Raw genomic sequence first — 26,285 nt, forward strand, 5'->3', positions numbered from 1 at the left:
GTGGAGGGAACCTGGTCGGTGCGTGAGCCTGTTCGCACCGAGGCAGAAGGGGATCACCGATGACCGCATCAGGCGGATCAGGATCCACGTCTTCCGGCACTGTGAGGAGCACCACATCCTCCGCCGATGACGACGGAGCCGCTGATCAGCAGAATCCCGGGCCCACCGAGCAGGAGCTCGAGGCGAATCGGCGGAAGGCGCGGCGCCGCGCGAAGTCACGCAACTGGACCCTGTTCCTGCTGTTCGCAGGGCCCAACATCCTGCTGATCCTCGCCTTCATCTACTACCCGCTGCTGTCCAACATGTACTACTCCACGTTGGACTGGCGGCTGGGCTCAGCCACGGCGACCTCGGTGGGGCTGCAGAACTACGTGGACTTCTTCACCTCCTCCTCCGGCGTCGAGGTCTGGCGGGTCACCGGCATCTTCACCGCCGGTGCGGTGCTCGGATCGATGATCCTGGGTCTGCTGATCGCCCTGGTCATCAACAAGAAGATCCCGGGCCGCACCGCCGCCCGCACGGCGGTCTTCTCGCCCTATGTGCTCTCCGGAGTCGGCGTCGCCCTGGTGTGGAACTTCATCTTCGACCCCCATCGAGGGGCACTCTCCCACGTCCTGGCAGCCTTCGGGATGAGCTCCCCCCAGTGGTACCTGGACGAGGACTGGGCGCTGTTCATGGTCATCATCGTCTACGTGTGGAAGAACCTCGGCTACTGCGCCGTCGTCTTCCTCGCCGGACTGCAGTCCATCCCCAAGGACCTCCTGGAGTCGGCCACCATCGACCGGGCCGGGCCCGCGCGTCGGTTCTTCTCCATCGTGCTTCCGCTGCTCACCCCCACGGTGTTCTTCCTGTTCGTCACCAACATCATCTTCTCGATGACGAACGCCTTCGACATCCTGCGCACCATGACCCCCACCGGGCACGGCACCAACACCATCATCTTCGAGATCTACCTGCAGTCCTTCGGTGCCTACCAGCGTGCCGGCTACTCCGCGTCGATCGCCGTGGTGCTCTTCTTCACCCTGTTCCTCATCACCGCGGTCCAGCTGCGCTTCGTCGAGAGGAAGGTCCACTATGCCTGAGCTGATCTCCCGGCAGCAGCTGACCAGGGAGCAGCGCCGCCAGCGCCGCCGCGGCTCCTGGACGGACGCCTTCAGCCGCCAGAACATCCTGAGCACCCTGCTCACCGGGTACCTGCCCATCCTGGTGGCGCTGCTGGTCATCGTGCTGCCGCTGGCCTGGATGATCCTCTCCAGCTTCAAGCCCCCCAGCGAGATCGTCACGCTGAACCCGACGCTGCTGCCGCAGGACCCCACGTTGTCCAACTACGGGGACGTCGCCCGCCGCGTCCCGCTGCTGACGGTGTTGGGCAACAGCATCTACGTGACGCTCATCGGCTCCACCGTGAAGGTGCTGCTGGCCATCACCACCGCCTACGCCCTGGTCTACATCCGCGTCCCCGGGGCGAACCTGATCTTCCTGGGCATCCTGGTGGCGCTGATGGTGCCGCCGGAGGTCTCGATGCTGCCCAACTTCCTGACGATCTCCGCACTGGGGGGACGGGACACCCTGTGGGGGATCATCCTTCCCGGACTCGGGACGGCCTTCGGCACCTTCCTGCTGCGCCAGCACTTCAAAGCGCTTCCCAAGGAGCTCTTCGAGGCTGCGGAGCTCGACGGCGCCGGTCACTTCCGCAAGCTCTTCCAGATCGCGGTGCCGGTCTCGCTGCCGGCGATCGCCACGGTCGCGCTGGTGACCGTGGTCAATGAGTGGAACAGCTTCCTGTGGCCGCTGATCATCATCGACTCCCCGGAGAAGATGACCCTGCCGGTCGGGCTGAACCTGCTGCAGTCCATCGAGGCCCAGACCGGCAGTTACGGGATCCTCATGGCCGGGGCCGTCCTGGTGATCGTGCCGATGCTCATCGTCTTCGCCGCCCTGCAGCGCTACATCGTCGCCGGCCTCACCCAGGGGGCCGTGAAATGACGGCGCCCGCCCCAGCACCCACGTCCGCACTCACGTCAGCACCCACGAGGAGAACATCATGAGGATCACTGCACCCCATGCCGTCCGCGGCACCGCCGTCCTGGGGGTCGCCGCTCTGGCACTGACCGCCTGCGGGCCCGACACCACCGGTGATGACACCGCCTCCGAGGCGGAGAGCGTCGACTGGTCCGAGGTCGAACCGGCCGAGGAGATCACCTTCTGGACCAACCACCCGGGCGGCTCCGCCGACGTCGAGGAGGAAATCATCGCCGGTTTCACCGAGGAGACCGGCATCGAGGTCAACGTCGTCACCTCCGGAGCGAACTACGAGGAGACCTCCCAGCGCTTCCAGACCGCCCAGGGGACGGGCGACGTCGGCGACGTCGTCGTCCTCTCCGACGCCACCTGGTTCCCCAACCATCTCAACGACGCCCTGGTGCCGCTGGACTCGCTGCTGGAGGCCGCCGAGGTCGACACCTCGGGCTACGTGGACGCCCTCTACGAGGACTACCACTATGAGGACAGCCACTATGGTGTGCCCTACGCACGCTCCACCCCGCTGTTCTACTACAACGTGGACCACTACGAGGAGGCCGGCATCGAGAGTCCGCCCGAGACGTGGGACGAGGTCGCCGAGGTCTCCGAGCAGCTGATGGAGGCCGAGGTCGCGTCCTCCGCCTTCGCCTTCCCGCCGCAGGACGAGTACCCGGCCTGGACCATGGCCAACCTGGTCTGGGGCTACGGCGGGTCCTGGTCCGAGGAGTGGGACTTCTCCTCGGTGTCCTCCCCGGAGACGGTCGAGGCGATCGAGTTCGCCCAGGAAGCCGCTGACGACTGGGCCTCGGTGGCCTCTGGGGACCAGGGGGACGACTTCGCCTCCGGAGTGGCCAGCCAGGTCATCCAGTCCACCGGTTCACTGGTCGGCATCCTGGACACCGCCGACTTCGAGGTCGGCACCGCGTTCCTGCCGGGCGGCCCCGCGGCCGAGGGTGAGACCCCCACCGGTGGTGCGGGCCTGATGATCGCCTCCGACTCCGAGCCGGAGCGTCAGCTGGCCGCCGCGATGTTCGTGGGCCACATGACCAGCCCGGAGTCCACCGTCGACTTCTCCGCCGCCACCGGCTACGTTCCCGTCCAGAAGGACGCGGACATGTCAGAGGTCTATGAGGAGACGCCGCAGTTCGAGACCGCGGTGGAGCAGCTCGAGCGGGCCCGCGTCCAGGACTATGCCCGCGTGTTCGTGCCCGGCGGCGACCTGGCCCTGGCCCAGACCCTGCAGCGGGTACTGACCCAGGACGTCGAGGTCACCGACGAGCTGGAGTCCCTGGAGGAGGAACTGCAGGAGCTCTACGACCGCGACCTCGCCAGTGAGGTGGAGGACTGACCCGCAGCTGAAGGTTGACTAGGGTGGGGATCGGACGTTCGTCACGCACAGGAGGTTCCCACCCATGGCTGAGAAGACCCCCCACCAGAACACCACCTTCGATGTGGAGGGCGGCACCGCCCACGGCTATCTGGCGCTGCCGCCCTCCGGATCGGGCGCTGCCGTGCTCGTCATCCAGGAGTGGTGGGGACTGACCGATCACATCAAGGACGTCGCCGACCGACTCGCGGCTGCGGACTTCGTGGCGCTGGCTCCGGACCTCTACGGAGGCTGGATCACCCACGACGGCGACGAGGCCGGGGAGATGATGGCGAAGCTTCCCGCCGAGGAGGGTGCCCGGCAGCTGGCCGGCGCCACGGATTTCCTGCTCGCCCATGAGGCCGTCACCTCCCAGACCGTCGGCGCGATCGGCTTCTGCATGGGCGGAGGCTTCGTGCTCGCACTCGCTGCCCAGCAGGGCGCCGAGGTCTCTGCCGCCGTCCCGTTCTACGGGGTCGGTCAGGCCGTTCCGGAGAGCTACACCGGGGTGAAGGCCGCGGTGCAGGGCCACTACGCCGAGCGGGACGCCATGTACCCGGTGGAGCAGGCCCGGGCGCAGGAGGAGCAGATCCGCTCCGAGTCCGGTGCTGAGGTGGAGTTCCACTACTACGAGGCCGGCCACGCGTTCCACAACGACGAGAACCTCATCGGCACCTACGACGCCGAGAAGGCCCGGCTCGCCTGGGGCCGCGCGGTGGACTTCCTGACGGCGAAGGTGGTCTGAGCCGTGGCCCCGGCCTACCGGTGGTCGACGATCGGCACCGACGACGTCGACGCCTGGGCCCAGCTGACCAACCATCTCGCCGAGGTCGACGGCACCGAGGAGTTCTTCTCCGCCCAGGACCTCACCGAGGAGCTGACCGACGGTTACACGGACCCCGCGCGTGACACCGTCGCCGTCTGGGACGGTGAGACCATGGTCGCGGCGGGCAGATCCTGGGTGAAGCTCACGCTGGATCGTGAGGGCCAGGCCGGATCGAACCTCTCGGGGGGCGTGCACGCCGAGCACCGCGGACGCGGCCTCGGCACGGCGCTGATGGAGAAGCTCGAGACCAGGGCCGCGGAGCGCCTCGAGCAGCTGCACCCCGGGGCGCCGTCGTACTTCGGCGTGGGCGGGGCGCTGGCAGGCTCGGTCACCGAAGCCTTCCACGCCTCCCGCGGCTACGCGGTGGTCCGCTGGTTCAATCTGATGGGCCGACCCACCGGCACCGTGGCCGAGGCCGACCGGGCGCTCGCCGCGGTGAGCCTTCCGGAGGGTGTCACGCTGCGCGCCCCGAGCGCCGAGGACGAGGAACGCACCTTCACGGCCCATCGCCTCGCCTTCGCGGACCACTGGGGCTCGGCGCCGCCGGAGCGGGGACTCTGGGCGGCAGGCTGGGGGCAGAGCAGCAACCGACACCAGGCCTCGAGCCTCGCCGTGGACGCGGAGGGCACAGTGCTCGCCTACTGCCTCTGCGGACAGTGGGTGGATCGTGAGCTGTACGTGAACCTGCTGGGCACCGTCCCGGCCGGTCGAGGGCGAGGGCTGGGAAGCGCGGTCCTGCTCCACACGATCCGCGCCGCGGCCCGCAGCGGAGAGTACGACGTCATCGAGCTCGACGTCGACTCCGAGAGCCCCACCGGCGCGACCCGCCTCTACGAGCGGCTCGGCTTCACCGGCAGGCACACCCAGTCTGCGATGCGTCTCCGCCGTGGCTGAGGGGCATCGGCGGAGCAGGCTGAGGATCGGCGCGATCCCCGGCGCCACACCGGGCAAGTGGGCGAGCCGCTGGCGTGAGCGCTTCCCAGGGGTTCCCCTGCAGGTGGAGTACTTCGACGACGTGGGCCTGCTCGAGCGGGTGCGCTCGGGCACGGTCGACGTCGGCTATGTGCGCCTGCGCGAGGGCGCCGAGGAGGGTCTCGTCGACCCGGAGCTGTTCCACCGGGTGGTGCTGTACCGCGAGGTGCCGGTGGTGTGCGCCTCCCGCGATCATTGGGTGGCCGCCGCTGAGCAGTCCGTCGAGTGGGAGGAGATCGCCCAGGAGCCGCTCCTGGATGCGGCGGACATGCGCACGGGCGTGACCGACGCCCAGGAGGTCGCCGCCGCCGAGCGCATCGCCCTGGAGGTGGTCGCTTCCGGGTCAGGCCTGCTGGTGCTGCCGAACTCGGTGGCGCGGATGCTCTCCCGCAAGGACGTGGTGATCCGCCAGGTCGAGGGGCTGGCGGGCTACGACGTCGGCCTGTGCTGGCGTCGGGACCAGGACGACGAGGTCATCCAGGAGTTCATCGGCGTCGCCCGGGGCCGACGCTCCGGCTCGGGGCGGTCCGGGCTGGAGGAGCAGGACGCGCAGAAGAAGCCGGTGGGGAAGGCGGCAGGGAAGAAGCCCGCCGCGAAGCGGCAGGCCGCCGGGAAGAGGACGTCGGGGAGCAGACCGGGCACACAGCGGAAGAACTCGCCCGCCCGCGGGCCGCGCCGCGGAGGGTCGGGAAGACGCCGACGGGGCTGAGGTTCGGGCGGTGCTGAGGCTCAGGCGGGCAGGTGCTCGCGCAGTTCCCTGGCGGCCGCGGCGACGTCCTCGGCCTCGGTGACGGCACGCACCACGACGACCCGGTAGGCCCCGGCCTCGGTGACGTGCCGGATGTTCTCGGAGTCGATGCCTCCGATGGCGAAGAACGGCTTCGGCGTCTCCAGCTGGGCGGCGTAGCGGGGAAGGTCCAGTCCGACGGCGGCCCGTCCGGGTTTGGTGGGGGTCTCCCAGACCGGCCCGGTGCACCAGTAGTCGATGCCGGGGTCGTTGGAGGCTTCCCACACCTGGTCCTCGGTGTGGCAGGACCGTCCGATGATGACGTCGTCACCGAGGATCAGCCGGGCCTCCTCCGTGCTGAGGTCCTCCTGGCCGATGTGGAAGACGTCGACTCCGGTGATGCGGGCGACGTCGGCACGGTCATTGGCCGCGGAGAGGCCTGCGTACTCGTCGGCGACCTGCCGCAGCAGGGTCAGGGCAGCGATCTCGGTCTGGACGGTGACCTGCTTGTCCCGGACCTGGATGATGTCGACCCCGCCGGTGAAGGCCTCCACGAAGAACTCTCGCAGGGCGTCGAAGTCGAGCTCGTCGACCGGGCCCGCCTGCGGGTCGGAGATGAACCGCTGCAGGTCCGTGCAGACGTAGAGGCGTGAGGAGATCAGCCGCTGACGTCGCAGCTGGCCCACGTAGTGCTGCTCATGGGCCGAGGGCTCGTAGTCATGCGCCGGAGTGTTCATGGACCCAGCCTACCGAGCATGGGCGGTGCCCACATGCTGGACGGCCTGCTCGGCGTCGTTGACAGGGCCCGGTGCGCGGCGCACCCTGTGAACCATGTCTCCCTCGCCCTCCACGCGACAGGCGCGGCCGGCCGCGGACCAGAGTCCGCGCAGCGCCAAGCTCGCCGTCACCGTCTTCCCGCTGCTGATCCTCGGCGGCGCCGCCGTCGCGCTGCTGATGCCGGCCACCTTCGCGCCGCTGGGCGCCGGGGTCACCTATGCCCTGATGATCATCATGTTCGGCATGGGACTGACCCTGACCCTCCCGGACTTCGCCCTGGTGCTGAAGCGGCCGGCCCCGGTGCTGCTGGGGGTGCTGTTCCAGTACAGCATCATGCCGCTGCTTGCCCTGGGGATCGCGGTGCTGCTCCAGCTGCCCCCGGCGCTCGCGGCTGGCCTGATCCTGGTGGGATGCGTGCCCGGCGGGACGTCGTCGAACGTGGTCACCTATCTGGCGCGCGGCGACGTCGCCCTGTCAGTGACGATGACCTCGATCTCCACCCTGCTCTCGCCGCTGCTCACTCCGCTGCTGACCCTGTGGCTGGCCGGCCAGTACCTCCCGGTGGCCGCAGGCGACATGGCCGCCAGCATCGTGCAGATCGTGCTGATCCCGGTGGTGGGCGGCATCGTGCTGCGGCTGCTGCTGCCGCGGCTCGTCGTCCGGATCCAGCCGGCGCTGCCCTGGGTCTCGGTGCTGGGCATCACCTATGTGGTGCTCGCCGTCGTCGCCGGCTCCCGTGCTGAGCTCGTCTCCGCCGGGCTGCTGCTGATCCTCGGAGTGATGCTGCACAACTGCTGCGGCTACGGGATCGGCTACCTCGCCGGGAAGCTCACCCGCGGCTCCGTGCCCACACGGCGAGCGATCGCCGTCGAGGTCGGCATGCAGAACTCAGGGCTCGCGGCAGGGCTGGGCGCCCAGCACTTCACCCCGGAGGCCGCACTGCCCGGGGCGATCTTCTCGGTCTGGCACAACATCTCCGGCGGACTGCTGGCCTCGGTGTGGGGCCGGCGTCGTCCCGGATCCTGACCTCAGCTCTTCAGGACCAGCGGGTCCCGGCGCAGCATCATCACCAGGGACACCGCCAGCGCCAGGATCACGAAGATGAACGGTGCGGCGGAGAGCATCACGACGGTCTGCAGCGCCTGCAGCCCGCCCGCGTAGAGCAGCACCGCCGCCGTGGCACCGGTGAGCACGCCCCAGACGCCCATCACTGAACGTTGCGGATTCATCCGGCCGTCGGAGGAGATCACCGAGAGCACATAGGTGTTGGAGTCGGCGCCGGTGACGAAGTACAGGACCACCAGCACGACGGCGACCACAGAGGTCAGCGCCGTCAGCGGCAGTTGATCGAGCAGGCCGAAGAATGCGGTGTTCACGTCCTCGACGGCGGCCTCTCCGATGCCGGTGCCCCGCTCCAGGTCCATCCACATGGCCGAGCCGCCGAAGACGCTGAACCAGAGGGAGAACACCAGGGACGGCACGCCGAGCACCACGAGCACGAACTGGCGGATGGTGCGGCCCCGGGAGATGCGGGCCAGGAAGACGCCGACGAACGCGCCCCAGGAGATCCACCAGGCCATCATGAAGTAGGTCCACCACTGCATCCACTGCAGGTCGTCCGCCTCGGTGGGGAGCATCAGGCTGATCTCCACGAAGCCCCCGGCGTAGGAGCCCAGGGACCGGAAGAAGATGTTGATCAGCCAGCTGGTCGGCCCGGCGAGCAGCACGAAGATCAGCAGCGCGGCGGCCAGCACCATCGTGGTCTGGCTCAGGTAGCGGATGCCGCGCCCGACCCCGCTCATGGCAGAGGCGGTGAAGATCAGGGTGATCAGCGCGATGATGCTGATCTGCACCCCGGAGGTGGTGAGCTCCAGGCCGGTGATCTGGCTCAGCCCCTGGCTGATCTGCGCAGCGCCCAGGCCCAGCGATGTCGTCGTGCCGAAGAGCGTGGAGACGATCACCATCACGTCCACGGTCTTGCCGACCGCGCCGTCGGCGTGGCGGCCGATCAGCGGGCGCAGGATGGGGGAGACCAGGCCCTTGTTGCCGAGGCGGTGGGTGGAGTAGCCGATGGCGAGGCCGAAGATCGCGAAGACGGCCCAGGCGTGGATGCCCCAGTCCAGGAAGGTGAAGCGCAGGGCGTCGATGACGGCCTCCTGGCTGCCCGCCTCGGTGAGACCGTGGGGCGGGTCGAACAGGTGGGACACCGGCTCGGCCACGCCGTAGGTGATCAGTCCGATGCCCATCACTGCGCCCAGCAGCATCGCGATCCACGCGTAGGTGGGATACTCCGGGCGGGAATCGTCCGGGCCGAGCCGGATCCTGCCGAAGCGGGTGAACGCGAGCACCAGCAGCAGGCCGATCAGAGCCAGGGGGATGATCAGCAGCGACCAGCCGCTGGTGGCCGTCACCCAGTTCATGGCGGCGCTTGCGGCGGTGTTCATCCGCTCGGGCCAGAAGCCGGCCACGGCGATGAACGCGACGATCAGGGTGACGGAGGACCAGAACACCGCGTTGAGCGAGCTGCCCGGGCTCTGCGGGGACTCCGGGAAGCGTTCTGCTTCCTCGGGGAGAAAAGTGGTCTGACCCGCAGGGCGCGGCTCAGCAGGGGTGTCCTGCGGCATGGAGCGGTCCGTTCGTCGGGGGAGAGGATCGCCGCGTCAGCGCAGGAGCACGCAGAGGTGGTCCGGACCTGCTGCCGGCCGGTCAGCGGGGTGCCGAGTGACGGGCGGTCCGGGAGGGTGGTGCGGCGAGAATTCGCACCACCCTACACGAGGTTGCTCAGAGGATCTGGCTGGCCTGGGCGAACTCGAAGCGGCCTCCACGGGCGGTCAGGGCGGGGTCGTGAGCGGGATCGGGAGCATGGCCGACGTTCACCACCGCGATGGTCTTCCACCCGTTCTCCGAGTGGACGGCGGTGTCGACACCAGCGGCATCCAGGCCTGTCATGGGCCCGGAGGCGAGGCCGTGGGCGCGGAGGGCGACCAGCAGGTAGCCCAGCTGGATGAGGGCGTTGTCGCGTCCCATGCCGTGCCGAGCCTCGGTCTTGTCGGCGAAGTTCTCGCGCAGCCCCGGCATGCCCGGTGTGAGGAAAGGCATGTGCTCGTGCCACTGGGGGTCGAATGCTGCCACCAGGGTCAGCGGTGCGGCCAGGGTCTTCTCCTTGTTGCCGGACATCAGGTGCTCGACGACGGCGCGGCGGGTCTCCTCGCCGGTGACCACGGTCAGCCGCAGAGGCTGGTTGTTGAAGGCGGTGGGCGCCCAGCGCAGGTCCTCGTAGACGCGGCTGATGACCTCGAGGTCGACGGGCTCGTCCGTGAAGTGGTGGGTGGTGCGGGTGCCTTCGAACAGGTGGTCCACGGTCTCCCGGTCCAGGACGGCTGCCTCGGTGGTGGTCGACGTCATGCGTGCTCCTCGTGGTCTGGGGCTCATGGGGCGGGGCCCTCGGGTGGTCGTTCAACATTCAACAACGCGGGGGTGGGGGGAGGTTCTTCCGCCGAGGAGGCGTATGTGAGGGGAGTCACGTGTGATGGATCGACTGATGATCGGTGGCCCATAGAGCTTCTGCCGGCTTCGTGGTCCGCCTGCTGTGAGGAACTGGCCAGGAGTTTCATCTGTCGCTTCATCCTGCATTGGCCCTGCACAAGATCGCCGTGAACTTGATCGACTCACGTGTACAGTCCGGCCTGGCGGTCAACGTCGCCTACCCGAGCGGCAGGTCCTGTTCAAGGGGGAGCGCGCATGAGTGTGCGCCACAGCAAGGTTCCGATGTGGGGCTTTTTCGAGCGAGTGTTGCCGCCCTGGGCAGAGATGTTGTGGGGTGAAGGGGGAAAGTACCTACCGCACAGAGAGGTATGTGTTGTGCAGCCCAGTCGCGCGTTGGCCGGAGCAAGTGCAGTCGGAGCCCTTCTGGTGGCGCTCTCTGCCCCGGCAGCCTCAGCCACCTCCACTCCGCAGCCAATCGTTCACGCTGTATCACCAGTCATGACCAACTACGCTCCTTCATGCAATGTGGGGCAGGCCGGCTTGGTGATCGGTGCCGGAGGGGCACTCGCTGCCGCATTCACCGGCCCGGCCGGGGCGACAGTCGCCGCAACTGGATACGCAGTCAGCGCAGCGGCGACCCTTATGGGATGCGCCGAGAGCGCTCACTGAAAGGAGGCCATCGATGAACAACTACACTGCACTATTCGTCATCTGCTGGGTTGTCGCGGGTCTGTTCAGTCTTGCCGCGATCCTGAGCTTCCTAGACGGTGCTGTTCTCTCCGGGTCGTTGCAGGTGCTGGGAGCCGTTCTGTTCGTAGCAACGGGCTTCGTGGTGAACGCCAAACGGAGTGGCCAGCACCACGCTGATACCTGATCTCACTGCCCCATCCACGCAGATTGGTCAGTCGGTGCGGCACGCCCCGGCCCCAGCGCGGTCCATCATCTCCGTCAGTAGCTCCTGGCAACCTGGAAGGCACAGAAGGAGCACTCCTGCTCGGGGCCTTGGATCGGGGTGATTCCGCGGATCCAGACTATGCAGGGCCGGCCCGGGAGTCGTGTCATAGGGGGTGGATAGCGTGGAGGACATGGAGCACCAGCACCGGAGCAGCAGGGGAGAAGGAGCCGGCGAGGACGTCGTCGCTGGCGTGTTGCCTGCACGGATCGCGCATCTGGACGCTGAACCCGAACTCACCACGTCCTGGGAACTGCTGCTGGCCTCCCGGAGGGCCGAAGCAACACTGATCACCACCCTGCTCACCTACCAGGACCGGCGCGAGCGTGAAGCCCTAGCCGCCGGGCTGGCCTTCCATCAACGCCGCGCCGCCCGCGATGCCGCCCTGCGCGATGCCGCCCTGATCCTGGGCGCCACCGAAGCAGTGACCTCTGGGATCCTCACCGCTGCCCGCACCACCCGGACCAGCCTGCCCACCACCTGGACCGCCTACACCACCGGGGAGATCGACACCCCCAGGATGCGCACCATCGCCCGAGCCGCGATGACCCTGATCCGTCTCACACACCTGCACCACCTCGAACACCTCGATACGGCGGCCTCTGCTGCGGCCCAGCGGCTCACCACCGGGCAGCTGCGGGCCTGGCTGCGTCGATACATCGCCCGACTCGATCCCGCCCAATACGCCGCAGACTGTGCCGCCTCCCGGGCTGATCGCTGGGTACGCATCCATCACGATGATCACGCGATGAGCTACCTGGAAGCCCGACTGCCTACTGTGGCCGCGGCAGCGATCGCCAACCGGCTGCGGGCAGTCGCCCGCGCACAGAACACCCCCATCCCCACCCCCGCCGGGGCTGGTACTGGTGCTGGTACTGGTACTGGTGCTGGTGCCCCACCGTCAGGGGTACAGGCACCGGCCACCACCGGTCAGGCACCGCTGCCCTTCCCTGTCCAGGAACACAACGGGCTGGAACGCACCACCATCGAGGAGCCACCGATCCAGGTCCAGGACGGCCCGGAATGCCTCCCCCACCAGGCGCACGACTCAGCAGCAGCCACCCACAACCACACCGGTACTGATGCCGGTACTGATGTTGATGCTGTCAGAGAGGCTGGGGATACTCGGACGTTGTCTCAGCGGGAAGCGGATCTGTTCTGCGCCTGGCTGCTCGATGGTCGGGTCGAGGGAGCCTCGATCGAGGCGAAGATCGCGATCATGATCCCCGAGGCCACCCTGAACGGTGACTCCCAAGCCCCCGGGATCAGCGCAGACCGTACATGGGTCATCCCCGCCGCCGACGCCCGCCACCTCGCCGCCCAAACCCTCACCCAGAACACCAGCCAGAACACCGGCCAGGATCGGGGTCTCCACCACTGGTATCAGGCCTACTACCGCCCCACCCCGGACCCCGTCGGCCGATCAGCTGCTGCTGGGGATGATGGTCTGGGACCCACCGCAGATGAGGCCGACATCCTCTCGGTCACCTACCAGGGCCGCTACGCACCGGCCCGATTACGCGATGCGATCACCTTCCGCGATGGCACCTGCCAAGCCCCCGGCTGCGCCATCGAAGTCCCCCGCTGCGATCTGGATCATCGACTCCCCTACCCGACAGGACCCACCACCGGGGGAAACCTCCAGGCACTGTGCCGACGACATCACCGGCTCAAATCCCATGGCCACCTCGAGATACCCGCACGCCCGGCCCCAGAACCAGCCCCACCAGAACCAGCCCAACCAATACCTGCCCCGCCAAAACCGGCTCCGCCGCTTCAGCGTCAGCGCCCCCAGAATCACCGGCATCACTCTGCACTCGAACGTGCCTTGCGATACTCCCCAGCTCACCGTGCGTCCCGATCGCGCGACTCAGCCTCGCCCCGTGGGGGTCACCTTCTCAGCGGACCAGTGGACCTGCTCCACTGCACCGCCCGCATCCGGATCTGATCACTGCCGCATGCTCGAGTTGGGTCCTTCGCTGCAGCGCAAAGTTGCTTGTCGTCGTCGGCTCGCCGCCCGGAAACGGGGCGGCTGAGCCTCACCGACGGGCGATCACGTCATACCGGTGCCAGTGCTTCGGGCCCCGGCCGCTGGGCCCGTCGAACTCGTGCTCCTCGAGCTGCAGGATGCCGAGCCCGGACATCATCGCCTCCACCTCATTCCGGCGGTGGAACGTCATGCCCGCCACGGCCGTGTCTCCGTGCGCCCAGGAGTCGCGGTCGCCGAGCAGGTTCACCGCCAGCACGCCGCCCGGGTGCAGCGCGGCGAGGATCCGCTCCCACAGGGTCGCCAGCGCGGTCGGCCCCAGGAACGGGAGGCTCATGCAGGACAGCAGCAGATCCGCACGCGGCGGCTCCACGGCCTCGAGATCCTCCACCGCTGCGGTCAGCCCGGAGTCCAGTCCGTCCCTGCGGGCGCGGGTTGCGACCAGCTCCACGGCGGCACTCTCCCGGTCCACCGCCGTCACGTGGAATCCTGCACGCAGGAGGTGCAGCGACTCGGTTCCGTCGCCGCATCCCAGGTCTATTGCGGACGCGGGCCGGAGATCCTTTGCTGGGACGTGCGCCATCGCGTCAAGGAGCAGGGGCCTCGGCTCCCGGCCTGCGGTCCGCCGATAGTAGGCGTCCCAGTCGGCGTCGTCGGTGTGTGCGGCGCTCGTCATACGGGGCACTCAGCCTTCCGATTGGAAATCACCCTCCTAGGGAGTGATAATCTCTACCCAGGAGTTTTTCGGATCCTCGGATCCGGCCGCTTCGCGGATGTAGCTTAATGGTAAAGCTTCGGCTTCCCAAGCCGACGACGCGGGTTCGATTCCCGTCATCCGCTCCACTTCTCAGGGGTGATGCGCACAGCGCATCACCCCTGATCACGTTTTGGCCCGTCCGCTCATTGCCACCGTCTACGCGCGCCAGTAGCGTGAATGAATGGATTCCTCAACGCTCGACGACGTCATCCAGCGGGCCGTCTGGCGCGGTCTCGCCCTCAACAAAGACACTGTGGAGCTCGTCGACACCGGTCTCGACTTCCAGGTGGCCCTGGCCGACGACGCCGCCGGCGAACGGTGGGTCCTGCGCATCCCGCGGCGTCCTGACGTCGTCGAACGCATGGACGACGAGGCCCGCATCCTGGACCTGGTCCGCCCTCATCTCAGCGTCGCGGTGCCGGACTGGACCATCCGCTCCGAGGAGCTGCTCGCCTACCGGGCGCTCCCCGGCCACCCCGGGCTGACCCTGCGCGGCGGAGAGCCGCAATGGCACATGGACCCGGAATCCCACGAGTTCGCCACCGCGCTGGGTCGGCTGCTGGCGGAGCTGCACAGCATCGACGTCGATCAGGCGCGCGACGCGGGCGTCGAGATCCGGACCCCGGAGCAGACCCGCCAGCGCTGGCAGGAGGAGGTGGACCAGGTCTCCGGCGAGTTCGACGTCGCCGGAGAGCTGCTCACCCGGTGGCGCACTTGGCTCGATGCCGACGAGCTGTGGCCGGACCGCACCGTGATGACACATGGAGAGCTCTACCCCGCCCATATCCTCCTCGGCGACACCGGGGAGATCACCGGGGTCCTCGACTGGACCACCGCCCGCGTCGACGACCCCGGACGGGACTTCACCTACCAGTTCTCCATCGGCGGGCAGGAGGCCTTCGACCTCACTGTCGCGGCCTATGAAGAGGCCGGGGGGACCGTCTGGCCGAAGCTCGCCGAACACTGCCACGAGCTGTGGGCGGCCTCTCCGGTGGCCTACGGCATGTTCGCACTCACGACCGGAGAGCCGCAGCACCGGATCGCCGCGGCCGCGCTGCTCAACCCTGAGGCGACCGGCTGACCCTCAGCCGAGCGAGAAGCGCAGGGTGCGCACCTCGAAGGGCCGCAGGCGCACAGGTGCCGAGGTCCCGACGTCGGTGAGGTTGTCCTCGATCAGGCTGACCTCACGGACTCCGGCCACCGGGGCGTTGACCGTGATGGTGCCCTCCGCACGGCGGCCCAGCGATTCGTAGACACGGACCACCAGGTCTCCTGAGCGGTCGTCAGCGAGCTTCACCGCGGAGATCACGAGCCCCTCGCCCTCGCATCGGACAAGCGGGGCGAAGCCCTGTGAACCGTTCAGCCGACGCCGTGGCATGTTCATCTCGATGCCCGCGCGGGTGGCCTCAGCCACCCCGGCGCCGATGACCATCCCGTAGACATGGGTCTGGACACCCTGGTCCGTCTCCGGGTCCGGAAATCGTGGCGCCCGCAGAAGCGAGAGGCGCACGGTGGTCGTCACGTCGGCGTCCACGACGTCCCGGGTGACGTCATAGCCGTAGATCGAATCGTTCACCAGCGCGACGCCGAAGCCGGGCTCCTCCGCCAGGACGAACCGATGCATGGACGTCTCGAACTTCGCCGCCTCCCAGCTGGTGTTGGAATGGGTGACCCGACGGTGGAATCCGAACTGAGTCTCGGCGGCGGTGTGTTCGGCCCGCACATCCAGCGGGAACGAGGCCTTGAGGAACTTCTCTGTCTCCTGCCAGTCTGTGCTCTGCTCGAACCGCAGCACCCGGCTGTCCGGTTCCAGGATGAGACGCTGCTGCAGGGTCGAGGCGGAGAAGCTTCGGTCCACCGTGACGACGGCGCCGCCGGTGTCGGTGACCTCGGCGGACAACGACGACGCCTCGCGAAGCTCCGTCACCCGGTTGCGGTAGAAGCGATCCACGTCCCAGGCGTCCCATTTGTTCGGGAAGTCCTGGTGCAGCTGCAGCACCCCTGCCTCCTGGCCCGGGGCCACGCACTCCCGACCGGAGGCGAGGTCCACGGCCGAGGACACGTGACCCTCTGGAGTGATCGTCACGGAGACCAGGGCGTTGCGGAGCTCGAACCCGCCGTCCTTCGTCTCGGTCAGCAGCACGGCATCGGAGCCGGCCTCCGGCACCGGGGAGGCCCCGTGCGCGGGGAGGCCGTCAGCGCTGAACGGTGTCGGGTTCGCCTCCACCGGGACGTCCCCTGTGCCCACCAAGGCGGTGAGCGCGTCATGGATGATCCGCTCGGTGCGCGCCCGGATGTGCTCGTAGGTCTCCTGGGCCTCGCGATGCACCCAGGCGATCGAGGTGCCGGGCAGGATGTCGTGGAACTGATGCAGCAGGGTCATCTGCCACAGCTCATCGAGTTCGTCATAGGGGTACTCGGCTCCAGCGCCCACCGCAGCAGTGGAAGCCCAGAGCTCGGCCTCCATCAGCAGATGCTCGCTGCGTCGGTTGCCCTGCTTCGTCTTGTGCTGGGAGGTCAAAGTCGCTCGGTGGATCTCCAGGTACAGCTCACCGACCCATACGGGCGGCTCCGGGACCTCCTCGCGCGCCCGATCGTAGAACTCGTCCGGGTGCTCCCAGCGGACGGTGGGGCTGCCCTCCAGGTCGGCGAGGCGCTGAGCGCGGCCCACCATCTCCCGGGTGGTGCCGCCGCCGCCGTCGCCGTATCCCACCGGGGCGATGGAACCGCTGGCACGTCGGGACTCCCGGAACTTCGCGGTGGCCTTGGCCAGCTCCTCGCCGGAGAGCTCAGAGTTGTACGTGTCCATGGGCGGGAAGTGGCTGAGGATGCGGGAGCCGTCGATCCCCTCCCATTCGAAGGTGTGATGCGGGAACACGTTGACCTGGTTCCAGGAGATCTTCTGCGTGAAGAACCAGTCGAATCCGGCGCGGACCATCAGTTGCGGGAGGGCGGGGGAGTAGCCGAAGGAGTCCGGCAGCCATACTCCTCGACACCGCACCCCGAACTCGCGTTCGAAGAAGCGCTGCCCTTGGGAGAACTGCCGCACGATCGCCTCCCCGGTGGGCATGACGACGTCGGACTCCACCCACATGCCGCCCAGCGGCAGGAAGCGCCCAGCGGCGACCGCCTCACGGATGCGCTCCCACACCTCGGGGCGGTGCTCCTTGATCCAGGCGTACTGCTGGGCCGAGGACATTCCGTAGACGAAGTCCTCGGTGCGGTCGATCAGCTCGGCCATCGACGTCGTCGTCCGGGCCACTTTGCGGATGGTCTCGCGGACGGGCCACAGCCATGCGGAGTCGATGTGGGCGTGGCCCACGGCGGAGATCGTGTGCGCGCTGGCCTCCGAGGGTGAGGCCAGGACCTCGGTCAGCTCGGCCCGGGCGGCGGCTGCCGTGCCGGGGATGTCCTGCAGATCGAGCACGTCCAGCGCATCATCGAGAGCCTGCAGGATCCGGTGACGACGTCGCCCGTCCGGCAGCTGCTGGGCCAGGTCCAGCAGCACCTCGATGTCCAGGGCGAGTTCGTGGGTGTCCTCCTCGAAGAGCGCGAGGTCCATCCTGCGGGTCACGTAGAGGGGTTCACGGTGAGCGGTGAGGACGTCGCCCTCATAGGTGGGGATGAAGCCCCGGCTCCCATGGATCTCAGGATTGGCCGCCGCTTCGAGGAACAGCTCGATCTCCTCGCCCCCGGCCGCCTCCTCCAGCAGCACGGCGTGCTGGTTCTGCGGGTTCACCGCCTTCAGCGGCGTGCCGTCCGGTCGATAGATCAGCGCCTCACACTGGAAGCCCGTCCGTGAGACGTCGAAGCCCAGGTCCACGACGAGTTCGATCTGCCGCCCGGCCCAGTGCTGCGGCACTGTGCCACGCAGCCGGAACCAGGTCGTGCCCCAGGGCGGGCCCCACGGGGTGCCCACCTCGTAGGCCTCGAACTCCAGTTGGAGGCCGTTCGTCGGCGGGATCGGCTCGCCGGGGAGCTCGTGCGCGGCCACGTCGAAGGGGATCGAGGCGGCGTGGACCGCGGGCAGGATGCGCTCCTTCAGTGCCCGGGAGGCCCGTCCGACGGTGAGTGTGGCGTCATCGTGCATGGGGCACCATCCTGATGGGGTGGAAGACAGATTTATGACAGCGCTGTCCGGTCGATACAATCAAAGGAGTTCAGTGTTGTCAACGTCACATTCGCGTGACGGAGGGGGTGTGTGGTGGGGCGCAGGGTCACCCTTCAGGATGTCGCGTCGACCGCGGGAGTCAGCCTCAAGACAGCCTCGCGCGTGGTCAACGGAGAGCGCTATGTCGCCGAGACGACGGCGGAGCGCGTCAGGGCCGCGGTCAGGCAGCTGGGTTTCCGGCCCCACCAGGCGGCCCGCAGCCTGGCTCGCGGGCGCAGGCTGCCGATGGCGGGTCTGCTGGTCACCACCCTGGAGAATCCCCATGTGGTCGCGCTCGCCCATGGGGTGGAGCGTGTGCTGCGCGCCGCGGGACATTCGCTGATCATCGCCTCTACTGATGAGGATGCTCAGCAGGAGAGGCAGCTCCTCGAGGACTTTCAGGACAGAGGGGTGGACAGTCTGGTGATCGTCCCCTCCGGGGAGGATCACCGCCACCTCTTCGCAGCCGCGGGAAGCATGTCCATGGTCCTGGCCCACCGCATCATCGCAGGGCTGGACGCGGACTCCGTGGCCCCTGATGACTGGGGTGCGACCCGTGCCGCGGTCAAGGGGCTGCTGCGTGAGGGGCACGAGCGGATCGCCTTCATCGGCGACCTCGATTACATCTACAACATCCGTCAGCGCATCGCTGGCTTCCGTCAGGCGCACCGGGAGTTCGGTGCGGCCACGCAGGAGGACCTGCTGCGCTTCGGGGTCCGCACCACGGAGGAGTCCCGCTCCGTCGTCTCCGGGATGCTCGACTCTCCGAACCCGCCCACCGCGATCTTCGGCTCCAACAATCTGCTGACCCTCGGGGTACTGGAGGAGCTCCATGAGCGCGGGAGGGAGGTCGCCGTCGTCGGCTTCGACGACCTGCCCGAGGCGCGCTACTTCGACGTGCCGGTGAAGGTGCTGGCCTATGACAAGTCCGGGGTCGGCCGCACTGCCGCTCAGCTGCTGCTGGAGCGGGCTGCGGCCGAGGATCCCGCCCCACGTCATGTCACGATGCCGGTGACCGCACGCCGCTTCACCGGCCGTTGAGACCGTAGCCGCCGGTGGCATCACCGTGGGAGCACCTCTTGACATGACAGCGCTGTCCTGTGATCCTCGACACAGTTCGAGAGGTTGGGGGAGTGAGAGTCATGGGTGAGGCACGAGCGCTGAACAAGGTGGTCGCCGGTGGGGCTGCGGTATGTCTGCTTGTGGTCGGCTGTGGAGACGCGGCAGACGATGAGGGGGTGACCCTGCGGTTCGCCTGGTGGGGAAACGAGCATCGCCACGAGATCACCCAAGAGATCATCGACATCTACGAGCAGGAGAACCCGCACGTCTCGATCGAGACCGAGTACGGCGGGTCCTTCGAGGATCACTGGGATCGGCTGGCCACGCAGGTCGCCGGTGGGGATGCCCCGGATGTGATCCAGATGGACGAGCAGTACCTGCGGGAGTACGCCGACCGGGGAGCCCTCCACAGTCTGGACGAGGTCGACGTCTCAGAGTTCTCCGAGACGGCGGTGGCGAACGGCCGTGTGGAGGATGAGCTCCTGGCCGTCACCCTCGGGCTGAATGCGCCCACAGTGCTGGCCAACGTGGATGTCTTCCAGTCTGCTGGCGTCGACGTTCCCGACGACGACACGTGGACCTGGGAGGACTTCGCCGACGTCGCGGCAGAGATCAGCGAGGGCTCGGACGACGTCTGGGGCAGCGCCGGGCCGCTGGGGATCGCGCCGTTCCAGGTCTGGCTCCGCCAGTCTGGAGCTCATCTGGCGACCGATGAGGGTGAGCTCGGGTTCGCCGTTGCCGAGGCGCAGGCGTACTTCGAGTACTTCAAGGACCTCCTCGACGCCGAGGTGCTTCCGCCGGCGGCCGTGATCCAGGAGGACCGCGCCGCTCCCGAGGAGCAGACGCTGAGCGGCACGGGACGAGAAGCGCTGGCGACACGATGGACGAACCAGGCTGTCGGCTCGGCACAGGCGAGCGGGGCGTCACTGGAGCTGCTCCGGTATCCCGGGAGGAGTGACTCGGACGACGACCCCCTGTGGCTGAAGTCGTCGATGTATCTCTCCGTGCCTGCGACCACGGACCACCCCCAGGAGGCGCAGCAGTTCATCGATTTCTTCGTGAACTCCGAGGACGCGGCGCGGATCGCCCAGGTCGAACGGGGAGTGCCTCCCAATATGGCAGTCCGCGAGCTGGTGGTGGACGACCTCGATGACCTGGACGCCGAGACGGTCGACTTCATCGAGCAGCTGGAGGCGGAGGAGGCGGAGCCTGAGCCCCTCGCCCCAGTCGGCAGCTCCGACTTCCAGCCGACGGTGGACCGGTACCTGATGGAGGTCTTCTTCGACCGGCTGAGCCCGGAGCAGGCGGCGGAGGATCTCGTGGCGGAGCTGGAGGGCCAGCTCGGATGAACGTCAGGGCGGAGGAGCGTCAGTGCCGCAGCCGGGTTGTTCGGAGCCTCGGGGTGGGGACGGTGCTGTCGCTGGCTCTCGTCAGCTGCGGAGAAGGTGGGGCCGACGACGGTGACGTCAGCCTGAGCTTCACCTGGTGGGGGCCTGACGCACGGCACGAGCTCACCCAGGAGGTCATCGACCTCTACGAGGAGGAGAACCCCCACGTCAGCATCGAGCCGAGTTTTCGGGAGTGGGGCGGGTACTGGGACGCACTGGCCACTCAGGCCGCCGGCGGGGACCTCCCGGACATCGTCCAGATGGACAGCGGCTATCTGAGGACATACGCAGATCAGGGCAGTCTTCTGGAGCTGGAGACGGTCGACACCTCGCGCCATGACGAGAGCGTCGTCAGGAACGGGATGATCGACGACGAGCTGTTCGCGGTGACCATCGGCATCAACGCCACGGTGATGGCGGCCAACGTCACCCTGTTCGACGAGGCCGACGTGGACCTTCCCGATGACACGACGTGGACATGGGAGGACTATGCCGAGGTCAGCAGCGAGCTGGACGATGCGCTGCCTGACTCGCACGGAGCCGAAGGACCCTTCGGCATCGCGACCCTGGAGATGTGGCTGCGCCAGCAGGGCAAGGAGATCCGCAGTCCTGACGGTGACGATGTCGGCTTCACCGTGGAGGATGCCGCACGCTACTTCGAGCTTCAGCTCGAGCTGATGCAGCAGGGGGCCTATCCCGGCGCTGACGTGATCTCCGAGAACCAGTCGGCCGGTCATGAGCAGTCCCTGGCCGGGCAGGGGCGCGCGGCCCTGAGCACCTGGTCCTCCAATGAGCTGCTGGCGATCGCGACCGCCACAGGAGATGAGTTCACCCCTCTTCGACTGCCCAGGCAGAGCGAGAGTCCGAGCCGTCCTGACACGTACTACAAGTCCAGCATGTATCTCTCCGGTTCCGCCGGGACGGAGCATCCGGAGGAGGTCCAGCACTTCATCGACTTCTTCGCGAACTCGACTGCGGCGGGAGAGATCCTGCGGACAGAGCGGGGCGTGCCGCCGAACGCCGACGTCTTGGACGCGGTGCTCCCGGGCCTCACTGGTCTCGACGCCGACATCGCGGAGTTCCTGCGGGGCATGGAAGGGGAGGTGGGGGATCCGCCGCCCCTGCCGCCCTCTGGGGGAGCCGACTTCGGTCAGATCGTGCAGCGTTATGAGCTGGAGGTCTTCTTCGAGCGGCTGTCCCCTCGTCAGGCGGCGGAATCGATGGTGGAGGAGATGAGCGTGTGAGCGGGTACGGCACGAGTCAGGTGAGCAGAGATCCGAGTTCCGGGGTCGATCGCCGCACGTTCCTGCGGTTCGCCGGCGGAGTCGGGGCGGTCCTCCCGCTGGCGGCGCTGACCGGCTGCGGCGGTTCCGCGACCGCAGAGGGTCACGTCATACGCATCGCCTACCAGCAGTTCGGCTCCGGCACGCTGTGGGAGGACTGGATCAACGCCGCGGCAGAGCGCTACACGAGCCAGCATCCTGATCGGATCGTCGAACTGGTGCCGATCGTCGCGGCCGAGAACGACTACTACACGAAGAACGAGCTGCTGATGTCCTCGCCGCGGACCTCGCCGGACGTCGCCTACGCGGACACCTTCATCCTGCTCTCCGACGTCGGGGCGGGCTATCTGCAGCCCGTCGACGAGTTCGTCGAACAGTGGGGCGACTGGCAGGAGATCGCCCAGGCCTCACGCGATGCGGTCAAGGCGGAGGACGGCCTCACCTACGCCGTCCCCACCCATACCGACACGCGAGCCATCTGGTTCAACAAGGAGGTCTTCGCCCAGGCCGGCCTCCCCGAGGAGTGGGCGCCGCAGGACTGGGCGGAGATCCTCGAGGCGGCCCGGACCATCAAGGCCGAGCTGCCCGACGTCGCGCCGATGGTCATCTACTCCGGAAAGCCCCAGGGGGAGAAGGCCTCCATGCAGGGATTCGAGATGCTGCTCTACGGCACCGCCTCCACCCTCTATGACGAGGACACCAGCCGGTGGGTGATCGGTTCCGCCGGGTTCCTGGAGTCGCTCCAGCTGCTGGAGACCGTCTTCGAGGAGGAGCTGACCCTCAGCCTCGCTCAGAACCTCGACCCCAACATCAGCGAGACCATCTATTCCCGGCTGCTGCCGGAGGCTCAGCTGGGAATGGTCATCGACGGCTCCTGGGTCTCCCAGAACTGGGTGGAAGGAGGCACCAGCCCCTGGCCGGAATGGACCGAGACCATGGGTCTGGCCCGGATGCCCACCCAGCACGGCCAGGACCCCGGCTTCGTCACCCTCAGCGGCGGGTGGTGCCTGACCCTGCCGGAGTACTCCTCGGACCCGGAGATCGCCTTCTCCTTCATCGAAGCGCTCTGCGAGAAGGACGTGATGGTCGACTTCACCATCGCCAACAACTACATCACCGTCCGAGAGGACGTCGCCGCCGACGAGCGATACCAGAGCTACTCGCCCACCGCAGAGTTCTTCACCTCGCTGCTCGAGGGCGCCCATTACCGGCCTGCGCTGCCGGCCTATCCCGAGGTGTCCAACGCCATCCAGGAGGCTATGGAGGCCGTGATGACCCGATCCCAGACCCCTGAACAGGCGGCTGCCGCCTACGACGCCGCCGTCACCGACATCGTCGGCCCTGAGAACGTGCAGGACGAGTCGTCATGAGCGCGCCGACCGCCACGCAGTCCCAGATCCATCGGCCCGACGCCAGCGGCGAAGGAGGGCCTCCACGGCAGAATCGCACCATCGGGGACCGCCTCACGTTCGGCCGGGCCGTCCCCATGGTTCCCGCGCTGTCGCTGCTCGTGCTGTTCATGGCAGGCCCCATCCTGTACTCGCTCTGGCTGGCCTTCACCGACTCCGCGATCCGCGGCGAGGGGGCGGCGGAGACCTCCTTCGTCGGGTTCGAGAACTTCACCGACGCCTTCACCGACTCTCAGTTCTGGAACTCGGTCGGGCTGACGCTCGTCTTCACCGTGGTGTCTGCGGTGATCGGCCAGAACCTTCTCGGGCTGTTCCTCGCACTGCTGATGGAGAAGGCCCACCGGGCCGTGACGTTCGTCATCACCGCCATCGTCATCGCGGCGTGGATCCTGCCCGAAGTCGTGGCCGGATACCTGCTCTACACCTTCTTCGCCGACGAGGGCAGCCTCAATGTGATCCTGGAGTCCATCGGGCTTCCGCAGCAGGACCTGCTCTTCAGCCTTCCGATCCTCGCAGTCGCCTTCGCGAACATCTGGCGGGGCACGGCGTTCTCCATGCTGGTCTACTCGGCGGCGCTGGGCAGCATCTCCGCGGAGATCCAGGAATCGGCGTCAGTGGACGGGGCCGGCCCTCTGCGCAGGTTCTGGTCTGTGACCCTGCCGCTGCTGCGCCCCGCCGTCGCCACCAACCTGATGCTCATCACCCTGCAGACACTGTCCGTCTTCGGGCTCATCTTCATCATGACCGGGGGAGGGCCCGCGCAGCAGAGCCAGACCCTGCCGCTCTATATGTATGAGCAGGCCTTCTCCTACGGGCAGCTCGGCTACGGAACCGCCGTGGCCCTGCTGCTCCTGCTGATCGGCGCGGTCGCCTCGATCGCCTATCTGCGGCTGCTTCCCGAGGAGGACAAACGATGACCACCACCTCAGCACGTCGGACCGCGCCGGCCAGGGGCGGCAAGGGCCGCAGGGCACGGACTACGGAGACGGCCTCGACACTCGTCATGGCGTTCATCGGGGCCATGTTCCTGATTCCTCTGCTCTGGGTGGGGCTCGCCGCCTTCGATACGGACGCGTCCCTCGCCGTCTCATGGCCGGAGCGATGGAGCCTCGGCAACTTCAGCGCCATCTGGAACGCCGAGACGACCTTCCGGCCGATCGCCAACTCGCTGATCCTGTGCGGCGGCGCCACTCTGGTGACCATGACCGCGGCGGTGCTGTGTGCGTACCCGATCTCGCGGTATCGGTTCCGTGGCAAGCGGTCCCTGCTGCTGACCATCATCTTCTCCACCGGCCTGCCCATCACGGCGATCATGATCCCCGTGTACTCGCTCTTCGTGCAGGTCAACCTCATCGACTCCATGTTCGGCGCGATCCTTTTCCTCGGCGCCTCCTCGCTGCCGTACGCCATATTCCTCACCAAGGGGTTCATGGATGCCGTGCCCATGGAGATCGAGGAGAGCGCCTGGACCGAGGGTGCCGGAGTCTATCGGACGCTGTGGGCCGTGGTGATGCCGCTGATGCGGTCAGGGCTCGGAGTGGCCACGATGTTCACCTTCGTCATGATGTGGGGGAACTTCTTCGTCCCCTTCATGCTGCTGCTCAGTCCGGACAACTTGCCGGCGGCCGTCACCCTCTATACGTTCTCCTCACAGTATGGCCAAGTCGCCTACGGCCAGTTGGCGGCGTTCTCGCTCTTCTACTCCCTGCCGGTGATCGTGCTCTACCTCTTCGTGGGCCGCAGCCTGGGGACCGGCTTCATCGCAGCGGGCGGAGTGAAGGGCTGACCCACTAGAATGGAACCTGCATTCCGTGGGAGCCCGGGCCGGCCGGGCTGAGAGGGCGAACCCGCCGACCACTCGGACTCGATGCGGATCATGCCGCCGTGAGGAGGAGCTGTGGGCGTCACTGTCGTGGGAGCGGGCGTCGTCGGGCTGCTGTCAGCCTGGCAGCTGAGGCGCGAAGGGCACGCGGTCACGATGATCGCCCCCGAGATCGCCCGGGACGCCAGCTACGCCGCCGCCGGGATGCTGGCCCCGATCAGCGAAGTCCAGTATGGGCAGGACAGGCTCTACCCGCTGATGACCGCCGCCCGGGCCGAGTACCCGGCCTTCCTGGCCACGCTGGACGCCGCCGTCGACGCCCCCACGGGGTGGCGGGAGAACGGCACCATCCTGCTGGCCGCGGACCGCTCCGACCGCGACGCCGTCGCCGACCTCGTCGCCGTCCAGCAGGCCCACGGCATGGCCGTGGAACCGCTGACCTCCGGCCAGCTGCGCCGCCGCGAGCCGGCACTCGCCCCCGGCATCTCCAAGGGCTGGGACGTGCCCAGCGACCACCAGGTGGACCCCCGGATGCTGGCCAGCTGTGCGCTCGCCGCCCTCGAGGGTCCGCTGGATCCTGCTCGATTCCCCGACGCCGGCCCGCCCGCCCGACGCGTGGAGGCGCGGGTCACCTCAATCGGCGGCCCCGACGCGGAGGGCTCCCACACGCTCACCCTCGACGACGGCACGCAGCGCACCGCGCAGAAGGTCCTCCTGGTGCCCGGGCTCGGCTGCGCCGACATCGCCGGCCTGCCCGCCCGCGCCCCGCTGGATCTGCGGCCCGTCCACGGAGACGTGCTGCGCCTGCGGGTGCGTCCCGGCCAGCTGCTCCCCGGGGAGGACCACGTCCTCGGCGCCACCGTCCGGGCCAAGGTCGCCGGCCGCAACGTCTACCTGGTGCCACGGGCCGACGGCGGGCTGGTCATCGGCGCCTCCTCGCGAGAGGATGGCATGCCCGGCACCCACGCGGGCTCCGTGCAGGAGCTGCTCGACGACGCCGTCGCCGTGCTGCCCGCCGTCAAGGAGATGGAGCTGGAGGAGATCACCACCCGGGCCCGCCCCGGCACCCCTGACGACATCCCCTACCTGGGCCGGCTGGAAGGGGCGCCCGACGTCGTCATCTCCACCGGATACTCTCGACACGGGATCCTGCTGGCACCGCTGGCCGCACGGTTGGCCGCCGCGTTGCTCAGCGACGACGGCGAGGCCGCACTGAGCGCGGCGGACCGGCAGATGCTCGCCTATATGAGCCCGACACGGTCGCTGACCGCACCAGAGATGACCCCCACAGGATTGTGA

22 protein-coding genes, 1 tRNA gene and 1 riboswitch are annotated in these 26,285 nt (G+C 68.0%); of the genes, 18 read left to right on the forward strand and 5 right to left on the reverse strand.

What is annotated here, in order from left to right:
- Positions 1-101 precede the first annotated feature (101 nt).
- From HNR09_RS07410 to HNR09_RS07435, 6 genes are all read left to right on the forward strand, one after another.
- Entirely contained in the window at positions 102-1,082 is a 981-nt protein-coding gene (locus tag HNR09_RS07410) for a carbohydrate ABC transporter permease (protein ID WP_378937955.1), read from the forward strand.
- Positions 1,075-1,986, forward strand: a complete 912-nt coding sequence (locus HNR09_RS07415) for a carbohydrate ABC transporter permease (RefSeq protein ID WP_179541452.1) — start codon at positions 1,075-1,077, stop codon at positions 1,984-1,986. The genes HNR09_RS07410 and HNR09_RS07415 overlap by 8 nt, the downstream gene beginning before the upstream one ends.
- A 58-nt stretch (positions 1,987-2,044) precedes the next feature.
- Positions 2,045-3,370, forward strand: coding sequence for an ABC transporter substrate-binding protein (locus HNR09_RS07420; protein ID WP_179541453.1), 1,326 nt, complete (start codon positions 2,045-2,047; stop codon positions 3,368-3,370).
- Between the two features lie 64 nt (positions 3,371-3,434).
- Complete coding sequence (locus HNR09_RS07425) at positions 3,435-4,133, forward strand: dienelactone hydrolase family protein (protein WP_179541454.1); 699 nt, start codon at positions 3,435-3,437, stop codon at positions 4,131-4,133.
- Between the two features lie 3 nt (positions 4,134-4,136).
- Positions 4,137-5,108, forward strand: coding sequence for a GNAT family N-acetyltransferase (locus HNR09_RS07430; protein WP_179541455.1), 972 nt, complete (start codon positions 4,137-4,139; stop codon positions 5,106-5,108).
- A complete protein-coding gene (locus HNR09_RS07435) occupies positions 5,101-5,895 on the forward strand; it encodes a LysR substrate-binding domain-containing protein (RefSeq protein ID WP_179541456.1) in 795 nt (264 codons plus the stop codon). Before HNR09_RS07430 ends, HNR09_RS07435 begins: the two co-directional genes overlap by 8 nt.
- 20 nt (positions 5,896-5,915) lie before the next feature.
- Here HNR09_RS07435 and thiE read toward each other — a convergent pair whose 3' ends face one another.
- Positions 5,916-6,650, reverse strand: a complete 735-nt coding sequence (thiE, locus tag HNR09_RS07440; protein ID WP_179541457.1) for a thiamine phosphate synthase — start codon at positions 6,648-6,650, stop codon at positions 5,916-5,918.
- A gap of 94 nt (positions 6,651-6,744) precedes the next feature.
- Here thiE and HNR09_RS07445 point away from each other — a divergent pair, with 94 nt between their 5' ends.
- A complete protein-coding gene (locus HNR09_RS07445) occupies positions 6,745-7,716 on the forward strand; it encodes a bile acid:sodium symporter family protein (protein WP_179541458.1) in 972 nt (323 codons plus the stop codon).
- A gap of 2 nt (positions 7,717-7,718) precedes the next feature.
- On the opposite strand, the gene HNR09_RS07450 is transcribed toward HNR09_RS07445, so the two are convergent.
- On the reverse strand, positions 7,719-9,314 hold the full coding sequence (locus tag HNR09_RS07450; RefSeq protein ID WP_179541459.1) for a BCCT family transporter: 1,596 nt from the start codon (positions 9,312-9,314) through the stop codon (positions 7,719-7,721).
- Between the two features lie 157 nt (positions 9,315-9,471).
- Positions 9,472-10,095: a malonic semialdehyde reductase gene (locus HNR09_RS07455; protein ID WP_179541460.1), complete on the reverse strand. Its 624-nt coding sequence runs from the start codon at positions 10,093-10,095 to the stop codon at positions 9,472-9,474.
- A gap of 763 nt (positions 10,096-10,858) precedes the next feature.
- Between HNR09_RS07455 and HNR09_RS07460 the strand changes: the two genes are divergently transcribed.
- Both HNR09_RS07460 and HNR09_RS07465 read left to right on the forward strand, forming a co-directional pair.
- Entirely contained in the window at positions 10,859-11,050 is a 192-nt protein-coding gene (locus HNR09_RS07460; RefSeq protein WP_179541461.1) for a hypothetical protein, read from the forward strand.
- Between the two features lie 211 nt (positions 11,051-11,261).
- Complete coding sequence (locus HNR09_RS07465) at positions 11,262-13,076, forward strand: HNH endonuclease signature motif containing protein (RefSeq protein ID WP_179541462.1); 1,815 nt, start codon at positions 11,262-11,264, stop codon at positions 13,074-13,076.
- Between the two features lie 91 nt (positions 13,077-13,167).
- Here HNR09_RS07465 and HNR09_RS07470 read toward each other — a convergent pair whose 3' ends face one another.
- Positions 13,168-13,791 carry a class I SAM-dependent methyltransferase gene (locus tag HNR09_RS07470; protein ID WP_246348756.1) on the reverse strand — a complete coding sequence of 208 codons (624 nt, stop codon included), beginning with the start codon at positions 13,789-13,791 and terminating at the stop codon, positions 13,168-13,170.
- A 93-nt stretch (positions 13,792-13,884) separates the two neighbouring features.
- On the opposite strand from HNR09_RS07470, the gene HNR09_RS07475 reads away from it, so the two are divergent.
- A tRNA-Gly gene (locus HNR09_RS07475) sits at positions 13,885-13,958 on the forward strand.
- 95 nt (positions 13,959-14,053) lie between these two features.
- Positions 14,054-14,953 carry a macrolide 2'-phosphotransferase gene (locus HNR09_RS07480; RefSeq protein WP_179541463.1) on the forward strand — a complete coding sequence of 300 codons (900 nt, stop codon included), beginning with the start codon at positions 14,054-14,056 and terminating at the stop codon, positions 14,951-14,953.
- Positions 14,954-14,956: 3 nt separating this feature from the next.
- On the opposite strand, the gene HNR09_RS07485 is transcribed toward HNR09_RS07480, so the two are convergent.
- Entirely contained in the window at positions 14,957-17,962 is a 3,006-nt protein-coding gene (locus HNR09_RS07485; RefSeq protein WP_179541464.1) for an alpha-mannosidase, read from the reverse strand.
- A gap of 114 nt (positions 17,963-18,076) precedes the next feature.
- Between HNR09_RS07485 and HNR09_RS07490 the strand changes: the two genes are divergently transcribed.
- The 7 genes from HNR09_RS07490 (at position 18,077) to thiO (ending at position 26,285) form a co-directional block, all read left to right on the forward strand.
- Positions 18,077-19,063: a LacI family DNA-binding transcriptional regulator gene (locus HNR09_RS07490; protein ID WP_343047583.1), complete on the forward strand. Its 987-nt coding sequence runs from the start codon at positions 18,077-18,079 to the stop codon at positions 19,061-19,063.
- Positions 19,064-19,164: 101 nt separating this feature from the next.
- The gene (locus HNR09_RS07495) at positions 19,165-20,433 is read left to right on the forward strand and encodes an ABC transporter substrate-binding protein (protein WP_218881900.1); all 1,269 of its coding nucleotides are present in this window, start codon (positions 19,165-19,167) and stop codon (positions 20,431-20,433) included.
- A gap of 62 nt (positions 20,434-20,495) precedes the next feature.
- Positions 20,496-21,716 carry an ABC transporter substrate-binding protein gene (locus HNR09_RS07500; protein WP_343047482.1) on the forward strand — a complete coding sequence of 407 codons (1,221 nt, stop codon included), beginning with the start codon at positions 20,496-20,498 and terminating at the stop codon, positions 21,714-21,716.
- On the forward strand, positions 21,713-23,125 hold the full coding sequence (locus HNR09_RS07505; RefSeq protein ID WP_343047483.1) for a substrate-binding domain-containing protein: 1,413 nt from the start codon (positions 21,713-21,715) through the stop codon (positions 23,123-23,125). Before HNR09_RS07500 ends, HNR09_RS07505 begins: the two co-directional genes overlap by 4 nt.
- On the forward strand, positions 23,122-24,081 hold the full coding sequence (locus tag HNR09_RS07510; protein WP_179541467.1) for a carbohydrate ABC transporter permease: 960 nt from the start codon (positions 23,122-23,124) through the stop codon (positions 24,079-24,081). Before HNR09_RS07505 ends, HNR09_RS07510 begins: the two co-directional genes overlap by 4 nt.
- Positions 24,078-24,950 carry a carbohydrate ABC transporter permease gene (locus tag HNR09_RS07515; RefSeq protein WP_179541468.1) on the forward strand — a complete coding sequence of 291 codons (873 nt, stop codon included), beginning with the start codon at positions 24,078-24,080 and terminating at the stop codon, positions 24,948-24,950. Before HNR09_RS07510 ends, HNR09_RS07515 begins: the two co-directional genes overlap by 4 nt.
- Before the next feature lie 15 nt (positions 24,951-24,965).
- A riboswitch (TPP riboswitch) is annotated at positions 24,966-25,072 on the forward strand.
- Positions 25,062-26,285, forward strand: a complete 1,224-nt coding sequence (thiO, locus tag HNR09_RS07520; protein WP_179541469.1) for a glycine oxidase ThiO — start codon at positions 25,062-25,064, stop codon at positions 26,283-26,285. (Overlaps the previous riboswitch by 11 nt.)

It is taken from the genome of Nesterenkonia xinjiangensis (genome assembly GCF_013410745.1).
Classification (GTDB): domain Bacteria; phylum Actinomycetota; class Actinomycetes; order Actinomycetales; family Micrococcaceae; genus Nesterenkonia; species Nesterenkonia xinjiangensis.

Coding starts and splice junctions, on each gene's coding strand:
- HNR09_RS07515 (WP_179541468.1), top strand. CDS start 24,078: ATGACCACCACCTCAGCACGTCGGACCGCGCCGGCCAGGGGCGGCAAG.
- HNR09_RS07455 (WP_179541460.1), bottom strand. CDS start 10,095: ATGACGTCGACCACCACCGAGGCAGCCGTCCTGGACCGGGAGACCGTG.
- HNR09_RS07425 (WP_179541454.1), top strand. CDS start 3,435: ATGGCTGAGAAGACCCCCCACCAGAACACCACCTTCGATGTGGAGGGC.
- HNR09_RS07470 (WP_246348756.1), bottom strand. CDS start 13,791: ATGACGAGCGCCGCACACACCGACGACGCCGACTGGGACGCCTACTAT.
- HNR09_RS07415 (WP_179541452.1), top strand. CDS start 1,075: ATGCCTGAGCTGATCTCCCGGCAGCAGCTGACCAGGGAGCAGCGCCGC.
- HNR09_RS07485 (WP_179541464.1), bottom strand. CDS start 17,962: ATGCACGATGACGCCACACTCACCGTCGGACGGGCCTCCCGGGCACTG.
- HNR09_RS07495 (WP_218881900.1), top strand. CDS start 19,165: ATGGGTGAGGCACGAGCGCTGAACAAGGTGGTCGCCGGTGGGGCTGCG.
- HNR09_RS07420 (WP_179541453.1), top strand. CDS start 2,045: ATGAGGATCACTGCACCCCATGCCGTCCGCGGCACCGCCGTCCTGGGG.
- HNR09_RS07480 (WP_179541463.1), top strand. CDS start 14,054: ATGGATTCCTCAACGCTCGACGACGTCATCCAGCGGGCCGTCTGGCGC.
- HNR09_RS07450 (WP_179541459.1), bottom strand. CDS start 9,314: ATGCCGCAGGACACCCCTGCTGAGCCGCGCCCTGCGGGTCAGACCACT.
- HNR09_RS07460 (WP_179541461.1), top strand. CDS start 10,859: ATGAACAACTACACTGCACTATTCGTCATCTGCTGGGTTGTCGCGGGT.
- HNR09_RS07465 (WP_179541462.1), top strand. CDS start 11,262: ATGGAGCACCAGCACCGGAGCAGCAGGGGAGAAGGAGCCGGCGAGGAC.
- thiE (WP_179541457.1), bottom strand. CDS start 6,650: ATGAACACTCCGGCGCATGACTACGAGCCCTCGGCCCATGAGCAGCAC.
- HNR09_RS07445 (WP_179541458.1), top strand. CDS start 6,745: ATGTCTCCCTCGCCCTCCACGCGACAGGCGCGGCCGGCCGCGGACCAG.
- HNR09_RS07510 (WP_179541467.1), top strand. CDS start 23,122: ATGAGCGCGCCGACCGCCACGCAGTCCCAGATCCATCGGCCCGACGCC.